The sequence below is a fragment of the Bacillus sp. FSL K6-2839 genome, assembly GCF_038003365.1.
In the GTDB taxonomy this organism is placed as follows: Bacteria; Bacillota; Bacilli; order Bacillales; family Bacillaceae; genus Bacillus.
This window is the reverse complement of the sequence record NZ_JBBOOZ010000001.1, coordinates 2183932-2200925: the sequence shown is the minus strand read 5'-3', so window position 1 is coordinate 2200925 and position 16994 is coordinate 2183932. Positions and strand designations below refer to the sequence as shown.

Below are 16994 nucleotides of genomic sequence, written 5' to 3'. Positions count from 1 at the left end.
TGGATGCTTTTTCAATGTAACAACTTTACATCAATCAATTTTTAAAATTTATATGAATGATTATCAGTTTAGAAAGATTAGTAATATGGTATTCAGTATAATTATGGCATACGATCGAAAGTATTTCTAACAATAGAAAATGTGCTGTATATGAAATGCTCTTGAAGCACCATCTCCTCTAAGAGCCAATTAGTCCCGGCGAAATTTGTTCAATTCTTGCCCAATCAAATATGGTTTCAATTTGCATTTGATTCTTACAGTTTATTTTTAATAACCCTTGATCCTCTGTTGTGCTAATCTCAAAATAATCAATTATATTATTATTTCCTAAGTGATTAATTTTTAAATCCGTTACACCAATGAATGATAATTCAACGTAGACAACATCAAAATTCCCCCAACGTTTAGGTTTATTCTTCACGGAGTCTTTTGTCATTAGTCTTATAAATAGGGTAGGACCATCTCTGTTTAAATCAACATTCATGATCTCTGCATTTTTAAATTGTGGGATCTCCCCAAAAATTTGAGTCATCGCTTGTAGGTTCATAAATTTTTCTTCTCTAATCATTTGGAAACTCCTCGTTTGGGTTATTTATTGTTTCTTCTTTCAAAATAATAACGGTCTTCTACACCTTCAACTTTACCAATACGGGTATTGTTTTTAGTCAAATTTTAAATGTATACGTTATTTTTACTTTCACAATTCGTAAAATTTTATATTTAAAATAAATTTGTATAGAAAAAGATGAGCTAATATTTACTGAAAGCTCATCTTATCCTTTTATTTCTATATTAACTATATGGGGCTACATTTCCTCACACTGATTTTGTAAAAGTTTTTTATATTTCTTAATGAGAGCCTAAAGTTCATCTTTCTCTATAACATCTACTTCAATAATTTCATAATTTTTTTGTACCGGTGCACCTCCAAATGTTTGAAGTATTTTGCAAATAACTTTAAATAAACTCATTTCAACGGAGGTGCCTTTTCCTTTGAATCTCTGCTCATCGCTAGTAGAAACCTCAACCTTATAGCTTAACCCATCATATGATAGGTGAAATTCACAATCCATCTCTTCTAACCAAGTAAATAAATCCGTCATTGACGGAATCCATATTCCTTCTTTAAATACTTCTTCCTTACATAATAGAGTTGTTGATGGAACAATTCTTCCGCCAATCGCCCAAGTGGCATCTTTGTATTCGTAAATATCTTGTGGGTACACTTCATCAGCATACTCAGGCCTTTTAAATCCTAACTTAAATAGTTTTTCAGCTTCAGTTTTTGTTAAAGACATGTATAATCACCTTTTGTTATTTTATTTTGATGACAGTTCCGGTTGAACTTTTATGTTTATTGATCATGTAATTTCCATATTTATCACTATCAGCAATCCAATGAAGTTCTTTTCCACCTTTTGCTTCCTTGAATACTTTAAAAGCGGAATTTCCATGACCAGTTGTATCTTTAGCCCACCACAAACCTGTTTTTGGATCTCGGTAAGCACTAACTGTATCGCCGTTAAATTTGTATTTTATTGTTTTATCTGCTGTAGTTTTAATATCCCATAATGTTGTGGTATTCTTTGTAGATTTACCAGTATTTTTAATTCCTATCTTCCCATGAAACCCTTTTACCCCAAACGGCAAAAGCATCCCCAACGCCGCATTCATACTCGCTTCCTGCTGTTCTTTTGAGACCTTATTTCCAAACATATCTCTACCAGTAATTGCTTCGCTTAAGCCGTTGGTCGCGGTGAGTCCATATAAGCCTTTTTGAGAAGTTTTCAACGCATCAAAAGACTTTTGTGATATCTTGTAAATGTCGACTGCTCTGACTGCAGCGGACGTGGCTTGAGTCGTTTTATAGACGGCTTTTCCGCCTTTGAAAATACGTCCTGCCCAGCCGACAATCGGGATATAACCCGCCGCTGCCATGCCGCCTGCTGCGACTCGCTGTCCTGCGGTAAGTTCTTCGCCTGTGATCGGGTCAACGCCTGTTGCGGCGCGTTTTGCATCGTTCACGCCTGTCAGTTCATTCACAATATTTCCGCCATAATCGAGTGCTTTTTCATACCAAGGACGGTTGGCGAGTGCATCTTGTTCCTTTGCGATTTCTCTAGCTTCTTCTTGTTCTTTTTTGATTTTGAGATATTCAGAAGTCTGCTTTTCAATATCGCTTTTTGCCTTGTAGATTTCGCTATTTTGATACTCTTTCTTGTCAAAATTCATTGGAGAAACCGCTTTTCCATCATTTGTGGCATTCATCATTTCTGCGTACAATGCCATTGTAGCCTGTTGCTCCGTCTTTGACAAAGCGTATTCATCTTTTAGATTTTGATCGAGTTCTCTTAAATCTTTTACTGTCTTTTTTCGTTCATCTTCTGCATCTTCAATTTTGTCATCAAAGGTTTGGCTATCAAATACCTCTAGTGAAATGAGGTCATCGATGTCTTGAAATATGGTTTTGAGTGCCTTTTTTTGATCTTTTACGATGCTTTTAGCATTTTTTATACCCATATGGACGGCATTCTCTAAAAAGTGTTCTTCTACGAAGGTATCGCCGCCAAAGCTCGTATCATCAAGTGTACCGGATACACTTTCATGAAATGCTTTTTGCTTATCAATGAAGCTGATAAACATGTCCACATTTCCAGCTAACTCTTTATAAAAGCTTTTAATGTTATCGGCACCTTCTCCAGTAAAATCATCACCGAGATTTGCCACACCTTGAAGTGCCTTTTTTAAATCAACCATTTGTTCGTGGAGTACCTGATAGTGTTTTGCTCTTGTATCCATGGCACTTGTTAGTGCTTTTGCATCAAGTATTTTGCCCAGAAAGGTTCACTCCCTTCTCAAATAAGTATATTTATTTTAACAATATAAAAAAATGTAATGAATAGGAAAAAAGTAGTGAGTGCTAAAGCTCTAAATACTAGATTGGTCAACACACTGCTGAAGTAATTTGACCTTTCCATCTTGGTACAAAAAACGTGATGCCGGAGAAGGACCAGGGTTTTATGAAATTGATGAGCATGACAACAACAAAGGTCCCTTTGAAAGTAAAAAGGATTATGTTGTGTTCAAAAACATTCTCATGGTCGAAGTCAATAAATATAAGAAGTAATTGAAATCAAAGCCATCTAGGCAAACTAGGTGGCTTTTGCGTTTATTCGACAGCTTTCAACAATTTTAAGGCAAATTTAAGCTTGAATTTCATTTCAAATACATTAAATCTTTGTTACAATAAGACAGCTTTGCCTAAAGACACGTTTATCGATTCGACATCTTTTTTTCATGATTTCTTAAAATTTTTATGTTTTGGTATGAAACTCTTTGAATGATTCATGCGTCTCTATAAGTGTCAAAAGAAAAGAGGTTATCAATATGCTATTCAAAAAGCTATCAGAAAATAAGTCTGTAAAATGGATAGGATATACAAGCTTTTACTTACTTATTTTGCTATTATTGTTCTTTATTTACGGATTCCATACAGCAAATACGGGATCATTCATTTACAACGATTTTTAATTGGAGATTAGACTATGAAACTATTACACACGATTCATGAATATCAACAAACGAAACCGACACAGCCAGCATTTGTTTCTCAACATGCTTCGATCACATATGATGAGCTTTGGCATTTATCAGACCAAATGGCTGGTGCGATCGATTCTGTCGCAAATGGCAGTGCACCTGTCATTGTATACGGTCATATGGAGCCAGAGATGCTGATTTCTTTCTTAGGCAGTGTGAAATCAGGCAGACCTTATATTCCGGTCGACATCTCAATACCTGCCGAGCGTATCGTCTCAATTATTGAAAGCTCAAAAGCCAGCCTGTTGATTTGTGCAAACGAGCAGAATGTATTAGATGTAGAAGAACATATTGAGGTGAAAAGTGCGGCATCGCTTTTAGCACTTGAAAAAGAAGCGCCGCCATCCTCGCAGTGGGTTCAACATGATGATGTCTTTTACATCATTTATACGTCTGGCAGTACCGGAAAACCGAAAGGCGTTCAGGTAACAGCCAATAATTTAGAAAGCTTTACAGAGTGGATGTGCCGAGACTTCCCAATTGGTGAGGGGCGCACATTCTTAAATCAAGCACCGTTTTCTTTTGACTTATCAGTGATGGATTTGTATCCAGCGCTTCAATCAGGCGGTACTCTGTACTGTTTAGTGAAAGATCTAGTGAATAAGCCGAAGGATATGTTTGCAGCACTTGGTCAATCTGACGTTGAAGTGTGGACATCAACACCTTCCTTTGTGCAAATGTGCTTAATGGATCCTTCCTTTACAGGGGAGCTTTTACCAGAGCTGAAAGTCTTCTTGTTCTGCGGAGAGGCACTTCCTGTATCTGTAGCAAGTGCGCTCCTTGAGCGTTTTCCAAAGGCGCAGGTCTTTAATACGTATGGTCCGACTGAAGCAACTGTTGCGATCACATCGATTGAAGTCACGCAGGCGATTCTTGATCAGCACGATTCTTTACCAGTCGGCTACGCCAAACCGGATACAGATATCGTCATTTTAGATGAAGAAGGCAAGACCCTTCCTGATGGTGAAAAAGGGGAAATTGTCATCGTAGGGCCAAGCGTCACGAGAGGCTACTTAGGTGAACAAGCCTTAACAGATAAAGTGTTCTTTGAATACGAAGGACGCCCTGCTTACCGTACAGGTGATGCAGGTGTGGCGCAGGATGGTTTGATTACGTGCCACGGCCGTCTGGACTATCAAATTAAGCTGCATGGATACCGAATGGAGCTTGAAGAAATTGAATATCATGTAAGCGAGACAACCTATGTCAATGCTTGTGTGATTGTGCCGTTCCAGCCAAACGGTCATGTGGAGTACTTAATTGCAGCCATTGTTCCAGCAGCGCATTCTTTTGAAAAAGAATATCAGCTGACAAGTGCAATTAAGAAAGAAATGGCGGATTCACTGCCTGCGTACATGATTCCAAGAAAGTTTGTCTATCTTGAGCAGCTGTACATGACACCAAACGGGAAGGTTGATCGTAAAAGAATCGCGAAAGAGGTTCTTCTATGATTCCGTTTAGTTCATTCTTTTTCTTCATTCTAATTGGTGTTCTTCTTTTGCCGACGATCATTCTTGGTCTTCGCGGCAAAAGAATGCAGGGCTACAACATGTTTGCAACGGTTGTGGCGCTCGCGCTTATTTTCTCAAAGGATGCACATGGCGCATTGCTGCTCTTCTTGTTTACAGTGTGGCAAATCTTGATCATCCGCTTGTACCTTTCGTACCGGCTGAAGGCGAATCAAGCGTCTGTCTTCTATATGGCAGTGGTGGCATCTATTTTGCCGCTTGTGCTATCGAAGGTTTTACCGTTCTTTTTAACTCATCAGCCGCATCAACCGCCGCCAATGAACTGGCTGAGCTTTTTAGGAATCTCGTACCTAACATTTAAAGGTGTCCAGTTAATTATCGAGGCAAGAGACGGCTTGATTAAGAAGAAAATTCCGATTCATCGTTTGGTCTATTTCATTGTCTTTTTCCCGACGATTTCATCAGGTCCGATTGATCGTTACCGCCGGTTTGAAAAGGATATGGATACGCCGCCTGAAAAGGAAGCGTACAGTGATCTTCTATACGCCGGTATTCATAAAATTTTTATCGGCTTCTTATATAAGTTCATTATTGGTTATCTGATTCACACGTATATTCTCATGAATATTCATCACATTAGCAGCAGTCACTTTGTTCAACAGTTAACGTATATGTATGCGTACAGTATGTATTTGTTCTTTGACTTTGCTGGTTATACAGCATTTGCTGTTGGTGTGAGTTATATCATGGGCATTAAATCACCAGAAAACTTTAACAAACCGTTTATCAGCCGGAACATTAAAGACTTCTGGAATCGCTGGCACATGTCCCTCTCCTTCTGGTTCAGAGACTACGTGTTTATGAGATTTGTGTTCTTTATGACAAAAAAGAAGTGGATCAAGAACCGTATGGCTGTATCAAATATTGGGTACTTTGTCCTCTTTCTATTGATGGGTGCTTGGCATGGTCTAGCACTTCAATATATTATTTACGGACTATATCACGCAGTTGTGATGTCCGGTTACAATTTATTTGAGAAATGGAATAAAAAGCACAAGTGGTGGCCGGATAATAAGGTCACAATGGTTGTGTCGATCATAATTACATTCCATGTGATTTGTTTCGGATTTTATATTTTTTCAGGAAAACCATTTCATCATTAATCATTAAGGGAGTAGAAAATTATGGAATTTAAAAATCAAGTATACGGTATTATTGCAGAGGTTTGCCAGGACGACGTTGTGAAAGAAAATCCAGAGATTGCAATTTTTGAAGAAGGTCTTCTAGATTCATTTGGTACAGTAGAACTGCTTATGGCAATTGAAAGTCAACTTGGAATTACTGTTCCGATTACAGAGTTCGATCGTGATGTGTGGGATACACCGAATCACATTGCTGAGCAGCTGGCAGAGATGAAGTAATGAAAAAGCGTTTTTTTGGGCCGCTTATTTTAGCGGCTGTTCTATTCATTGGTGTTCTTCTTGTACCAAATGCATGGCTCTCACATCTGATCCCAAAAGACAAATTACAAAAGTCAGCCACAGAATTAGATCCAGGGATGTTCCAGGGGCTTTATTTACAAGATGAAATGCTGAAAGATCCAACTTATTTGCCGATCTATGGATCTTCTGAACTATCACGTTTTGATCCATATCACCCTTCGAATTTCTTTCATGAGAATCCTCAAGGGTTTACACCTTATCTTATTGGAAAAGGTGGGTCACAATCATTAATTCATGCGATGAACTTCGCAGCGCATATGGATAAATTAAAAGGGAAGAAGCTTGTGTTTATCGTGTCCCCGCAGTGGTTTGTGAAATGGGGATCTGACGAGAATCACTTTGCACCGAACTATTCAGCGCTTCAAGCGCTTAATCTCGCTTATAATAAAGAAATTGATCCAGCTGTGAAAAAAGAGCTGATCAAGAGAATCATGACGTTTAAAGCTGTAAAGAACGACATGGTCATCACAGAACTTTTTAAAGCAGAGCTTTCTGGGAACAAATTCGCTTATGGCGCGATTTCTCCAATTGCAAAAATGTATTATGGCATGCTTCAAAAGAAAGACATGTACTATACAATTGGATCGGGGAAAGAGCGTAAGCTTCATCCGTCTCCTTCTGTCAAAGGAAAAACATGGACTGAGCTTGAAAAAGAAGCAAGTGTCTTAGGTGCGGAAAAAGCAGGGAACAACCCGTTTTATATTAATCAAAAACTATTTGACCGCAAGCTGAAACCGATCATGAAAAAGATGAAAGATTCTCGTGAAGACCACTCCTATGCGGAATCACCAGAATACAAAGATTTTCAAATCATGTTGGATATTTTAAAACAGGCAGGGGCGAAGCCTTTGTTTGTGACGATTCCTGTCAATGGAAAATGGTATGATTATACCGGTTTCCCGAAAGAGGGGCGTACAGAGTATTATGAGAAAATCAATCGTCAAATTCGAGATAACGGGTATGAAGTCGCAGATTTGACTAAACATGAATACGATCCTTACTTCTTTAAAGATACAATTCATGTGTCTTATAAAGGATGGGTCTACATCGATAAGGCGATCGAAAAGTTTTACAAAGAGCAGTAGAATGCAGCAGCTTTCTGCTGCTTTTTGTTTGTCGAATCGGCGGATATCTTGTATAACGAAGGGAAAAGGGCTATGCTGTAGATGGAGGCGATATGATGAACCGTTCTGAGAAAAAAGAACTATTAAAGCGTTCGAAGAAGCATTTTAATGATCATGCCTTTTGGGAAAAGTTAAAAAAGACGGCACAAAAAGCTGGTGTCTCTCTTGTCTATGCTGTGCTATTACTTTACTATACATTGCAAAAACCCGAAGTGCCTGTCAAAGCAAAAACCCTTATTATTGGGGCACTCGGATACTTTATCCTTCCTATTGACCTCATCCCTGATACATTGATTGGTGTCGGCTACACAGATGATTTAGGAGCGATCACATTTGCTCTGCTCCAAGTAGCGATGTACATTGATGATGATGTGAAAGGAAAAGCGAAGGACAGGCTGTCAAAATGGTTCGGTGAAAAAACCGATACGTCTCTTATTGATCAAAAGCTTGAAGATGGCGGGATGCCGTCTGCACGCTGAAAAGAAGACAAAGGGCTAAAAAAAGTTCATTTTAGCCCTTTGTCAACAAGCTGAAGCCTCCAAAACGGAGGCTTTTTTCTTTATCCTAAAAATTTCACGCAAACTGGATGAGGAACGGCGATGTCTGATTGTAAGACAGTGAGTCGTCCTGTTTCTTTGTCGCGTTTGTATAACACTAGGTTGCTAGATTCTTGGTTTGAACCGACGAGGAATTCTTCAGTTGGATCAAGTACAAAGTCTCTAGGCCAGTTTCCTTCAGATGAAGCAATCTCGACAAGACTTAATTGGCCGTCGGCGTCTGCTTTAAAAATCGCAATGCTGTCATGTCCGCGATTTCCTGCATAAACAAATTGGCCGTCTGAAGACACGTGAATGGCACTGCCTTGATTGTTCTCTGTAAAGTCGCTTGGAATGGTTGCGATCGTTTGGATCTCTTCGAAATGACCATCTTCAAAGTAACGAAGCACAATCACCTCTGAGCTTAGCTCTGTCATCACATATGCCACAGGTTTCGTTGGATGGAATGTGATATGGCGAGGACCGGTGCCTGGTTTTGTTTCAAATGTATGAGCGAGCTCGAGTTTGCCGCCCTCTTTCTTATACGTATAAATGCCATCTGTCCCAAGGTCAACAGCCACTGCAATTTGTTCATCTGGTGTCAGACCCATAAAGTGAGTGTGCGGTTTTTCCTGACGGTCTTCGTTTGGTCCAGTTCCTTCATGCTGCGCCTGTGACAGCGTGCGGATGACTGAGCCATTTTCAGCATCGATTTCATACATCTCTGCTGTTCCTTTATGATAGTTTGCTGTAAAAGCTGTTTTTGTTTGACTGTCCACGCTGACGTGGCAAGGAGAAGCGCCATCGGCAAGCTCTTGGTTGATGAAACGAAGTGTGCCGGTTTCTGCATCAATTTGATATGCAGCCACGCCGCCCTGTGATCCTTCTTTCACAACAGAATACACAAATTTTTGAGAATCTGAGACGGTTAAATATGTAGGATTTTCAAGTTCAGCAGCTACTTTTACTTGTTCGATCTGCTGCTTGTCCGTATTTAATGTAAAAGTATAAATGCCTTTACTGTCTCCCTTTGTATACGTTCCGATATAACCTCTGATGTTAGCCATGTATTGCCCTCCTTCTATAAGATGCTCTCATTCTATCATAAATTCATAGGAAAACGCTTTAGAAAGGCATGCCGAAAGAAAATCAAAAGCGTTGAAATCTACCAGTATTCATTAAAAACTATGTGAAAAAATATGACAAACGTTTTCTCAAAAGAAAAGCGTTCAGGTAAAGTAAATAAATTGAAGAAAAAATACAAAAAATTTTAAGTTTTTTCATTCCTTGTCTAGCAAAGGTGTAAGCGTATACATTTAATTTTGATTAGTCTAAATTGTCTAATAATTTTAAAAATGCTGTTGACACTGTATGGAAAGCGGCGTAAGATGGGTTCAACAAAAGCTAAACAAACACGCAGAGCAAGCGTGAGAGGCTTCAATAAAAAGTGTCTGAAAATTCAACTACTTTTTGTTTGAAAGAGAGGGTGCTCACTGAAAATGGAAGACCAAAAGGAACAGTGGATCTTTTTAAACGATGAACTCGTGAAAAAAGAGGATGCAAAAATTTCAGTTTATGATCATGGCTTCTTATATGGTGACGGTGTGTTCGAAGGGATACGCGTGTATAACGGAAATATCTTTCGAATGAAAGAACATTTAGACCGCCTGTATGATTCCGCCAGATCCATTATGCTGAACATTCCATATTCACTTGAGGAACTCACGGAAAAAATGATTCATACAGTTGAAAGGAACGGCCTAAAGGATGCCTATATTCGTCTTGTTGTCTCAAGAGGAGCTGGTGATCTTGGTTTAGATCCAAACAACTGCGGGAGAGCCAACACAGTGATCATTGTAGAGCCGCTGTCCATCTTTCCAAAGCACCTATATGAAACGGGTATTGATATTGTAACAGTACCGACGAGACGAAATCGTCCCGATGTACTGAGCCCAAAAGTGAAATCATTAAATTATTTGAATAACATCCTTGTCCGAATCGAAGCCCATATGGCCGGTGTGAGTGAAGCGCTGATGCTGAACGATCAAGGGTACGTGGCAGAAGGTTCTGCAGACAATGTGTTTATTTATAAAAAAGGTAAGCTTTATACACCGCCAGGTTATATCGGCGCTCTTGAAGGCATCACAAGAAATGCCATCATGGAGATTGCAGAAGACTTAGGCTACGAAGTGAAAGAAGAACCATTCACAAGGCACGATGTGTATACAGCAGAAGAAGTTTTTCTGACAGGAACCGCAGCCGAAGTGATCGCTGTTGTAAAGGTTGACGGCCGTACAATCGGTGAAGGGAAACCTGGGGTCCACACAAACAAACTTCTTGAACAATTCCGCAAGCGAGTGGTTGAAGAAGGAGAAAAAGTCGTATTTACAGATGAAAACATTCACGCAAGCTAAATAGATATCGATAAACGTTGAAGAGGACTAGTAGCTTTAGAGTCAGTATCTACAGAGAGCCGGTGGTAGCTGGAAACCGGTGTTACTTTCTAAAGTGAACTCACCTCTGAGTGTCTGCTTGAAATGATAGTAGGGCAGACCGAGTGACATTGCTCACTCGTTACCAAAATGGATGAAAGATGTCCATGAGACGGCAGCAGATTTTGCCGTGAACAAGGGTGGTACCGCGAAAAACAAAGCTTTTTCGCCCCTTTGACCTAGTGAAAAGTAGTGTCATTGTGGGGTGAGAAGGCTTTTTTATATGGTCTAAAATCTCGATCTTGAATAGAAAAGGGTGAAAAGACTTGACTGAAGCAAGACAAAGAGGAGGAAATCAAATGGGGACAAATGTACAAGTGGAGACGGAAACATCTAAAGCACCACAAACGATGAACGGTGCACTCATGTTAATTGAAGCACTCAAAAGAGAAAAAGTAGAAGTCATTTTCGGATATCCAGGCGGAGCGGTTTTACCGATCTACGATAAAATTTATGATTCTGGTTTATTTCATGTCCTGCCAAGGCATGAGCAGGGAGCGATTCACGCAGCAGAAGGATACGCAAGAGTATCTGGCAAACCGGGTGTTGTCATTGCAACATCAGGACCTGGAGCGACAAACCTTGTCACAGGAATTGCAGATGCAATGATTGATTCACTTCCTCTTGTTGTCTTCACAGGACAGGTGGCAACCTCAGTCATTGGATCGGATGCTTTCCAGGAAGCAGATGTGCTCGGCATCACAATGCCAATCACAAAGCACAGCTACCAAGTAAGAAATCCAGAGGAATTACCGGGTGTCATTAAAGAGGCGTTCCACATCGCAACAACAGGCAGACCTGGTCCAGTCTTGATTGATATTCCAAAAGATGTGGCAGGCATTGAAGGAACGTTTGAATATGATCAGCCAATTGATTTACCTGGTTATCAGCCAAAAGTCGAGCCGAACTATTTGCAAATTCGCAAATTAGTAGAAGCTGTAAGCAGAGCGAAGAAACCAGTCATTCTAGCAGGAGCTGGCGTTCTTCATGGCAAAGCATCTGAAGAATTAAGGCAGTATGTAGAGCAGCAGCAAATCCCAGTCGCTCATACACTGCTTGGACTTGGCGGCTTCCCAGCAAAGCATCCTCTTTTCCTAGGGATGGCTGGTATGCATGGCACATATGCGGCGAACATGGCTCTTCACCAATGTGATCTACTCATTTCAATCGGTGCAAGATTCGATGACAGGGTAACAGGCAACCTCAATCACTTTGCGAAACATGCGAAGGTAGCACATATTGATATCGACCCAGCAGAAATTGGCAAGAACATTCATACCCATATCCCGGTTGTTGGAGACAGTAAACTAGTTCTTGAAGAGCTGATCAAGCAAGACGGGAAGCAAGGAGAATCAAATGAATGGAAAAACCAATTAGATCAGTGGAAGGCAGAATATCCACTCTGGTACGTTGAAAACGATGCAGAGGGCTTTAAGCCTCAAAAGCTGATTGAATACATTCATCAATTCACAAAAGGTGAAGCCATTGTGGCAACTGATGTCGGACAGCATCAAATGTGGGCAGCGCAGTTCTACCCATTTGAAAATGCAGATAAGTGGGTCACATCTGGCGGCCTTGGTACGATGGGCTTCGGTTTACCGGCAGCCATTGGCGCTCAGCTGGCTGATCAAGAGGCAACGGTTGTGGCGATCTTAGGAGACGGAGGTTTCCAAATGACCTTGCAAGAACTTGCCGTTATCCGTGAGCTGAACCTTCCAGTGAAAGTGATTGTTCTGAATAATCACAGCCTTGGAATGGTAAGACAATGGCAAGAAATTTTCTACGAAGAACGCTACTCATATTCTAAATTTTCAGAGCAGCCAGACTTCGTTAAATTATCTGAAGCTTATGGCATTAAAGGAATCAGAATCTCATCAGACGAAGAGGCGAAAGAAAAGCTTGAAGAAGCGTTAACCTCTAGAGAGCCTGTTTTCATCGATGTCAATGTAGCGAGAGATGAAAAAGTATTCCCGATGGTCGCACCGGGGAAAGGACTTCATGAGATGGTGGGGGTGAAACCTTGAAAAGAATTATTGTGTTGACTGTATTAAATCGATCAGGCGTACTGAACCGAATCACTGGCCTTTTTACCAAAAGACACTACAACATTGAAAGCATTACGGTCGGCCATTCTGAGATTCAAGATGTATCACGCATCACGTTCGTCGTCCATGTAGACCAAGAGAAAGACATCGAACAGCTGACAAAACAGCTGAACAAGCAAATTGATGTTCTCAAAGTAACAGACATTACAAACCAATCAATCGTTCAGCGAGAGCTGGCTTTGATAAAAGTCGTTTCTGCACCGGCATCTAGAATGGAGATCACAGGGGTCATTGAACCGTTTAGAGCTTCTATTGTAGATGTAAGCAGAGAGAGTGTCGTCATTCAGGTGACAGGTGAGTCTTCAAAAATTGAAGCACTCATTGAATTACTTAAGCCATACGGCATTAAAGAAGTCGCCAGAACTGGCACCACGGCCTTTGCGAGAGATAATCAGCAAAAGCCGCAATCAAATAAAACAATTTCAATTGTCTAAACAAAAGGAGAGAGTCAAATGGTAAAAGTATATTATAACGGTGATATTCAAGAAAACGTATTAAATGGTCAAAAGGTTGCTATCATTGGGTATGGATCACAAGGTCATGCACATGCATTGAACTTAAAAGAAAGCGGCGTAGATGTGATCGTCGGCGTGAGAAAAGGCGGATCTTATACAAAAGCACAAGAAGACGGCCATCAAGTATTCACAGTAAAAGAAGCGGCAGCACAAGCAGATGTCGTCATGGTACTACTACCAGATGAGCAGCAAAAGAAAGTATATGACGAAGAAATCAAAGATCAATTAGAAGCAGGCAACTCACTTGTTTTCGCACACGGATTCAACGTTCACTTCCATCAAATTGTTCCTCCAAGTGACGTAGATGTGTATCTTGTGGCTCCAAAAGGTCCAGGACATCTTGTGAGAAGAACATATGAACAAGGCGCTGGTGTACCTGCCCTATTTGCTATCTATCAAGATGTTTCTGGCCAAGCGAAAGACAAAGCACTTGCTTATGCAAAAGCAATCGGCGGAGCAAGAGCAGGCGTCCTTGAAACAACATTTAAAGAAGAAACGGAAACGGATCTATTCGGTGAGCAAGCGGTCCTTTGCGGGGGTCTTACTTCACTAGTGAAAGCAGGTTTCGAAACGTTAACAGAAGCTGGTTATCAGCCAGAGCTTGCATACTTCGAGTGTCTGCATGAACTGAAATTAATTGTTGACCTAATGTATGAAGAAGGGTTAGAAGGCATGAGATATTCAATCTCTGATACAGCACAATGGGGTGACTTCGTATCAGGACCACGCGTTGTGGATGCAAACGTAAAAGAATCTATGAAAGCCGTCTTGACTGATATCCAAAACGGAACATTTGCAAAAGAATGGATTGTTGAAAACCAAGTGAATCGTCCACGTTTCAATGCGATCAATGCAAATGAAAATGAGCACCAAATTGAAATCGTCGGAAGAAAGCTTCGTGAAATGATGCCTTTCGTCAAACAAGGAAAGAAAAAGGAAGCGGTGAGCGTCGGTGCGGAAAATTAATTTTTTTGACACAACACTTCGAGATGGAGAGCAATCACCAGGAGTGAACTTAAATGCACAAGAAAAGCTAATCATTGCAAAGCAGCTTGAGCGCCTTGGGGTTAATATCATTGAAGCGGGTTTTCCCGCTTCATCCCGAGGGGATTTCTTAGGCGTACAAGAAATTGCTAGAACGATCAAAAACTGTTCAGTTGCTGGTCTTGCACGATGTGTGAAAGGTGACATCGATGCTGCATGGGAAGCGTTAAAAGATGGAGTGGAACCAAGAATTCATATCTTTATCGCTACTTCTGATATTCATCTGAAGCATAAACTAAAGAAAACACGTGAAGAAGTCGTAGAACAGGCTGTCTCAATGGTGAAATACGCGAAAGAACGTTTTCCGGTTGTCCAGTGGTCCGCAGAAGATGCGTGTCGTACAGATCTAGCTTTCTTAGCAGAAATTGTAGAGAAGGTCATTGACGCTGGGGCAAGTGTCATTAACTTGCCAGATACAGTTGGATACTTAGCGCCAAAAGAGTACGGCAATATCTTTAAATATATGAAGGAACACGTTCCAAATATCGACCGCGTCAACTTGTCTGCTCACTGTCATGATGACCTGGGAATGGCTGTAGCAAACTCACTTGCTGCCATTGAAAATGGAGCAAATCAAATTGAAACAGCTGTCAACGGAATTGGAGAACGTGCAGGGAATGCCGCTTTAGAAGAAATTGCAGTCGCTCTTCATATTCGAAAAGACTTCTACCAGGTCGAATCAACGATTCAATTGAATGAAATTAAGCGTACAAGTGATGTAGTGAGCAAATACTCAGGAATGATTGTACCGCGCAATAAAGCAGTCGTTGGCAACAACGCTTTTGCACATGAATCAGGTATTCACCAAGATGGTTTCCTCAAAGAAAAAACAACCTATGAAATCATATCTCCAGAGCTTGTCGGTGTGACAACAGATGTACTTGTCCTTGGGAAACACTCCGGAAGACATGCATTTAAAGACCGTATGAAAACGCTAGGCTTTAAACTAACAGAAGAAGAAATCAATAAGTTCTTCGAAACCTTCAAGAACTTGACGGAGAAGAAAAAAGAAATCACTGATGATGATTTGATCTCTATTATATTAGAAGAAAAAGTAGCAGACCGAAAAATTGGCTACGAATTTGAAAGTCTTCAAGTGCACTATGGGACAGAACAAATGCCAACAGCAACGGTCTCTCTGAAAAATCAAGAAACGCAGGAAGTCATTCAAGAAGCAGCTACAGGCGCAGGCAGTGTAGAAGCTGTGTACAACACGCTGGAGCGCTGTATGGAGGAAAGAATTCATTTGCTAGACTACCGTATTCAATCGAATGGAAAAGGCAGAGATGCACTAGCGGAAGTATATGTCACTGTTTCAATAGAAGGAAAAGAAACAGCTGGACGCGGTGTGGCGCAAGATGTGCTGGAAGCATCGGCGAAAGCCTACGTCAATGCAGTAAACAGGCATTTAATCTTTAAATCAAATCTCATTGAAATTGAGAAACATCACGCGATTTCATAGGAAAGGAGGTAGGTTCTCATGAAAAAGAAAATTGCACTTTTGCCCGGCGATGGAATCGGACCGGAAGTTGTGACATCAGCGGTCGCTGTCCTCAAAGAGACAGCGGCTCAATTTCAACACGAATTCGAATTCGAAACGGCGCTCATTGGCGGTATCGCAATAGATGAAAAAAACAATCCGCTCCCAAAAGAAACGGTTGATGTATGCAAGAGCGCTGATGCGATTTTATTAGGAGCAGTCGGCGGACCAAAATGGGATCAAAACCCGCCAGAGCTTCGTCCGGAAAAAGGCTTGCTCGCTATTCGTAAACAACTGGACTTATTTGCAAACATCCGTCCTGTCAAAGTGTTCGATAGCTTAAGCGAGGCGTCACCGTTAAAACAGGATCACATTAGCGGAGTCGATTTTGTCATCGTCCGTGAATTAACAGGCGGTCTCTATTTTGGTGAACCAAGCGAGCGTTACACGGATGAAGAAGGAAAAGAAGCTGCGGTTGATACGCTTCTTTATACAAAGCAAGAGATTGTCCGTGTATTAAAAGAAGCATTCGACATGGCCTTAACGAGACGGAAAAAAGTAACGTCTGTGGATAAAGCGAATGTTCTTGCTTCTAGTAAACTATGGCGGGATGCGGTAGAAGAAGTGGCTTCTCAATATCCAGACGTCGAATATGAGCACATGCTCGTTGATAATGCCGCCATGCAGCTGATTTATAAGCCTGCTCAATTTGATGTCATTGTGACAGAGAATATGTTTGGTGACATTTTAAGTGACGAGGCTTCAATGATTACTGGGTCACTCGGTATGCTGCCATCTGCCAGTCTATCAAGTACTGGCCTCCATTTATATGAGCCGATTCATGGTTCAGCACCCGATATTGCGGGGCAAAACGTCGCAAACCCTCTAGCAACCATTTTGTCGGCAGCTAGCTTGCTTAGAACATCTTTTGCGTTAGAAGAAGAAGCGGCTGCAATAGAAGAAGCTGTGGAAGCTGTTCTTGCCTCTGGCAAACGAACAAAGGACTTATCGGCAAAAGAGGGAACGTATCAAACAACTGAAGAAATCACTCATGCAGTTGTAGACGCACTCAAGCAGCGCGTGAAAACAATTGTATAAATAGAATCTTGTGGAATTAGGTAGAGGGA

General features: G+C 40.8%; 16 protein-coding genes, 1 pseudogene and 1 other annotated feature. Of the genes and pseudogenes, 13 read left to right on the top strand and 4 right to left on the bottom strand.

The genetic code is table 11. The features are described from left to right. Positions 1-178: 178 nt before the first annotated feature. From MHH26_RS11295 to MHH26_RS11285, 3 genes are all read right to left on the bottom strand, one after another. Positions 179-568: an immunity 50 family protein gene (locus tag MHH26_RS11295; RefSeq protein ID WP_340973480.1), complete on the bottom strand. Its 390-nt coding sequence runs from the start codon at positions 566-568 to the stop codon at positions 179-181. Between the two features lie 292 nt (positions 569-860). Beyond that, the gene (locus MHH26_RS11290; RefSeq protein WP_340973478.1) at positions 861-1298 is read right to left on the bottom strand and encodes a hypothetical protein; all 438 of its coding nucleotides are present in this window, start codon (positions 1296-1298) and stop codon (positions 861-863) included. 16 nt (positions 1299-1314) lie between these two features. Continuing rightward, positions 1315-2799: a ribonuclease YeeF family protein gene (locus tag MHH26_RS11285; RefSeq protein ID WP_445661636.1), complete on the bottom strand. Its 1485-nt coding sequence runs from the start codon at positions 2797-2799 to the stop codon at positions 1315-1317. A gap of 172 nt (positions 2800-2971) precedes the next feature. Here MHH26_RS11285 and MHH26_RS11280 point away from each other — a divergent pair. The 7 genes and pseudogenes from MHH26_RS11280 to MHH26_RS11250 form a co-directional block, all read left to right on the top strand. Next, a pseudogene (locus tag MHH26_RS11280) lies at positions 2972-3127 on the top strand (Kelch repeat-containing protein); the annotation flags it as partial. Between the two features lie 254 nt (positions 3128-3381). Further along, positions 3382-3531 carry a teichoic acid D-Ala incorporation-associated protein DltX gene (locus MHH26_RS11275; protein ID WP_024427820.1) on the top strand — a complete coding sequence of 50 codons (150 nt, stop codon included), beginning with the start codon at positions 3382-3384 and terminating at the stop codon, positions 3529-3531. A gap of 14 nt (positions 3532-3545) precedes the next feature. Beyond that, the gene (gene dltA / locus MHH26_RS11270) at positions 3546-5051 is read left to right on the top strand and encodes a D-alanine--poly(phosphoribitol) ligase subunit DltA (RefSeq protein WP_340973477.1); all 1506 of its coding nucleotides are present in this window, start codon (positions 3546-3548) and stop codon (positions 5049-5051) included. Then, positions 5048-6232 (top strand): D-alanyl-lipoteichoic acid biosynthesis protein DltB, encoded by a 1185-nt coding sequence (gene dltB / locus MHH26_RS11265; protein ID WP_340973475.1) that lies wholly within the window; start codon positions 5048-5050, stop codon positions 6230-6232. Before dltA ends, dltB begins: the two co-directional genes overlap by 4 nt. 21 nt (positions 6233-6253) lie before the next feature. Beyond that, positions 6254-6490, top strand: coding sequence for a D-alanine--poly(phosphoribitol) ligase subunit 2 (gene dltC, locus MHH26_RS11260; protein WP_024423191.1), 237 nt, complete (start codon positions 6254-6256; stop codon positions 6488-6490). Beyond that, positions 6490-7656 (top strand): D-alanyl-lipoteichoic acid biosynthesis protein DltD, encoded by a 1167-nt coding sequence (gene dltD / locus MHH26_RS11255; protein ID WP_106031220.1) that lies wholly within the window; start codon positions 6490-6492, stop codon positions 7654-7656. The genes dltC and dltD overlap by 1 nt, the downstream gene beginning before the upstream one ends. A gap of 95 nt (positions 7657-7751) precedes the next feature. After that, a complete protein-coding gene (locus MHH26_RS11250; RefSeq protein WP_034661711.1) occupies positions 7752-8174 on the top strand; it encodes a YkvA family protein in 423 nt (140 codons plus the stop codon). Between the two features lie 80 nt (positions 8175-8254). Here MHH26_RS11250 and MHH26_RS11245 read toward each other — a convergent pair whose 3' ends face one another. Next, positions 8255-9298: a lactonase family protein gene (locus tag MHH26_RS11245; RefSeq protein WP_340973473.1), complete on the bottom strand. Its 1044-nt coding sequence runs from the start codon at positions 9296-9298 to the stop codon at positions 8255-8257. Between the two features lie 432 nt (positions 9299-9730). Here MHH26_RS11245 and ilvE point away from each other — a divergent pair, with 432 nt between their 5' ends. The 6 genes from ilvE to leuB all read left to right on the top strand — a co-directional run bounded on the left by ilvE (position 9731) and on the right by leuB (position 16965). Further along, the gene (gene ilvE, locus MHH26_RS11240; RefSeq protein ID WP_307500022.1) at positions 9731-10645 is read left to right on the top strand and encodes a branched-chain-amino-acid transaminase; all 915 of its coding nucleotides are present in this window, start codon (positions 9731-9733) and stop codon (positions 10643-10645) included. A gap of 8 nt (positions 10646-10653) precedes the next feature. Continuing rightward, positions 10654-10900, top strand: a binding site (T-box leader). A gap of 122 nt (positions 10901-11022) precedes the next feature. Beyond that, positions 11023-12747, top strand: coding sequence for an acetolactate synthase large subunit (gene ilvB / locus MHH26_RS11235; RefSeq protein ID WP_307500021.1), 1725 nt, complete (start codon positions 11023-11025; stop codon positions 12745-12747). Continuing rightward, a complete protein-coding gene (gene ilvN, locus MHH26_RS11230; protein WP_034661705.1) occupies positions 12744-13262 on the top strand; it encodes an acetolactate synthase small subunit in 519 nt (172 codons plus the stop codon). The genes ilvB and ilvN overlap by 4 nt, the downstream gene beginning before the upstream one ends. A gap of 18 nt (positions 13263-13280) precedes the next feature. Next, positions 13281-14309 (top strand): ketol-acid reductoisomerase, encoded by a 1029-nt coding sequence (gene ilvC / locus MHH26_RS11225; protein WP_034661704.1) that lies wholly within the window; start codon positions 13281-13283, stop codon positions 14307-14309. Continuing rightward, positions 14296-15849 (top strand): 2-isopropylmalate synthase, encoded by a 1554-nt coding sequence (locus tag MHH26_RS11220; protein ID WP_034661703.1) that lies wholly within the window; start codon positions 14296-14298, stop codon positions 15847-15849. Before ilvC ends, MHH26_RS11220 begins: the two co-directional genes overlap by 14 nt. Positions 15850-15867: 18 nt before the next feature. Then, positions 15868-16965 (top strand): 3-isopropylmalate dehydrogenase, encoded by a 1098-nt coding sequence (leuB, locus tag MHH26_RS11215; RefSeq protein WP_106039620.1) that lies wholly within the window; start codon positions 15868-15870, stop codon positions 16963-16965. The last annotated feature ends 29 nt before the right edge of the window (positions 16966-16994 follow it).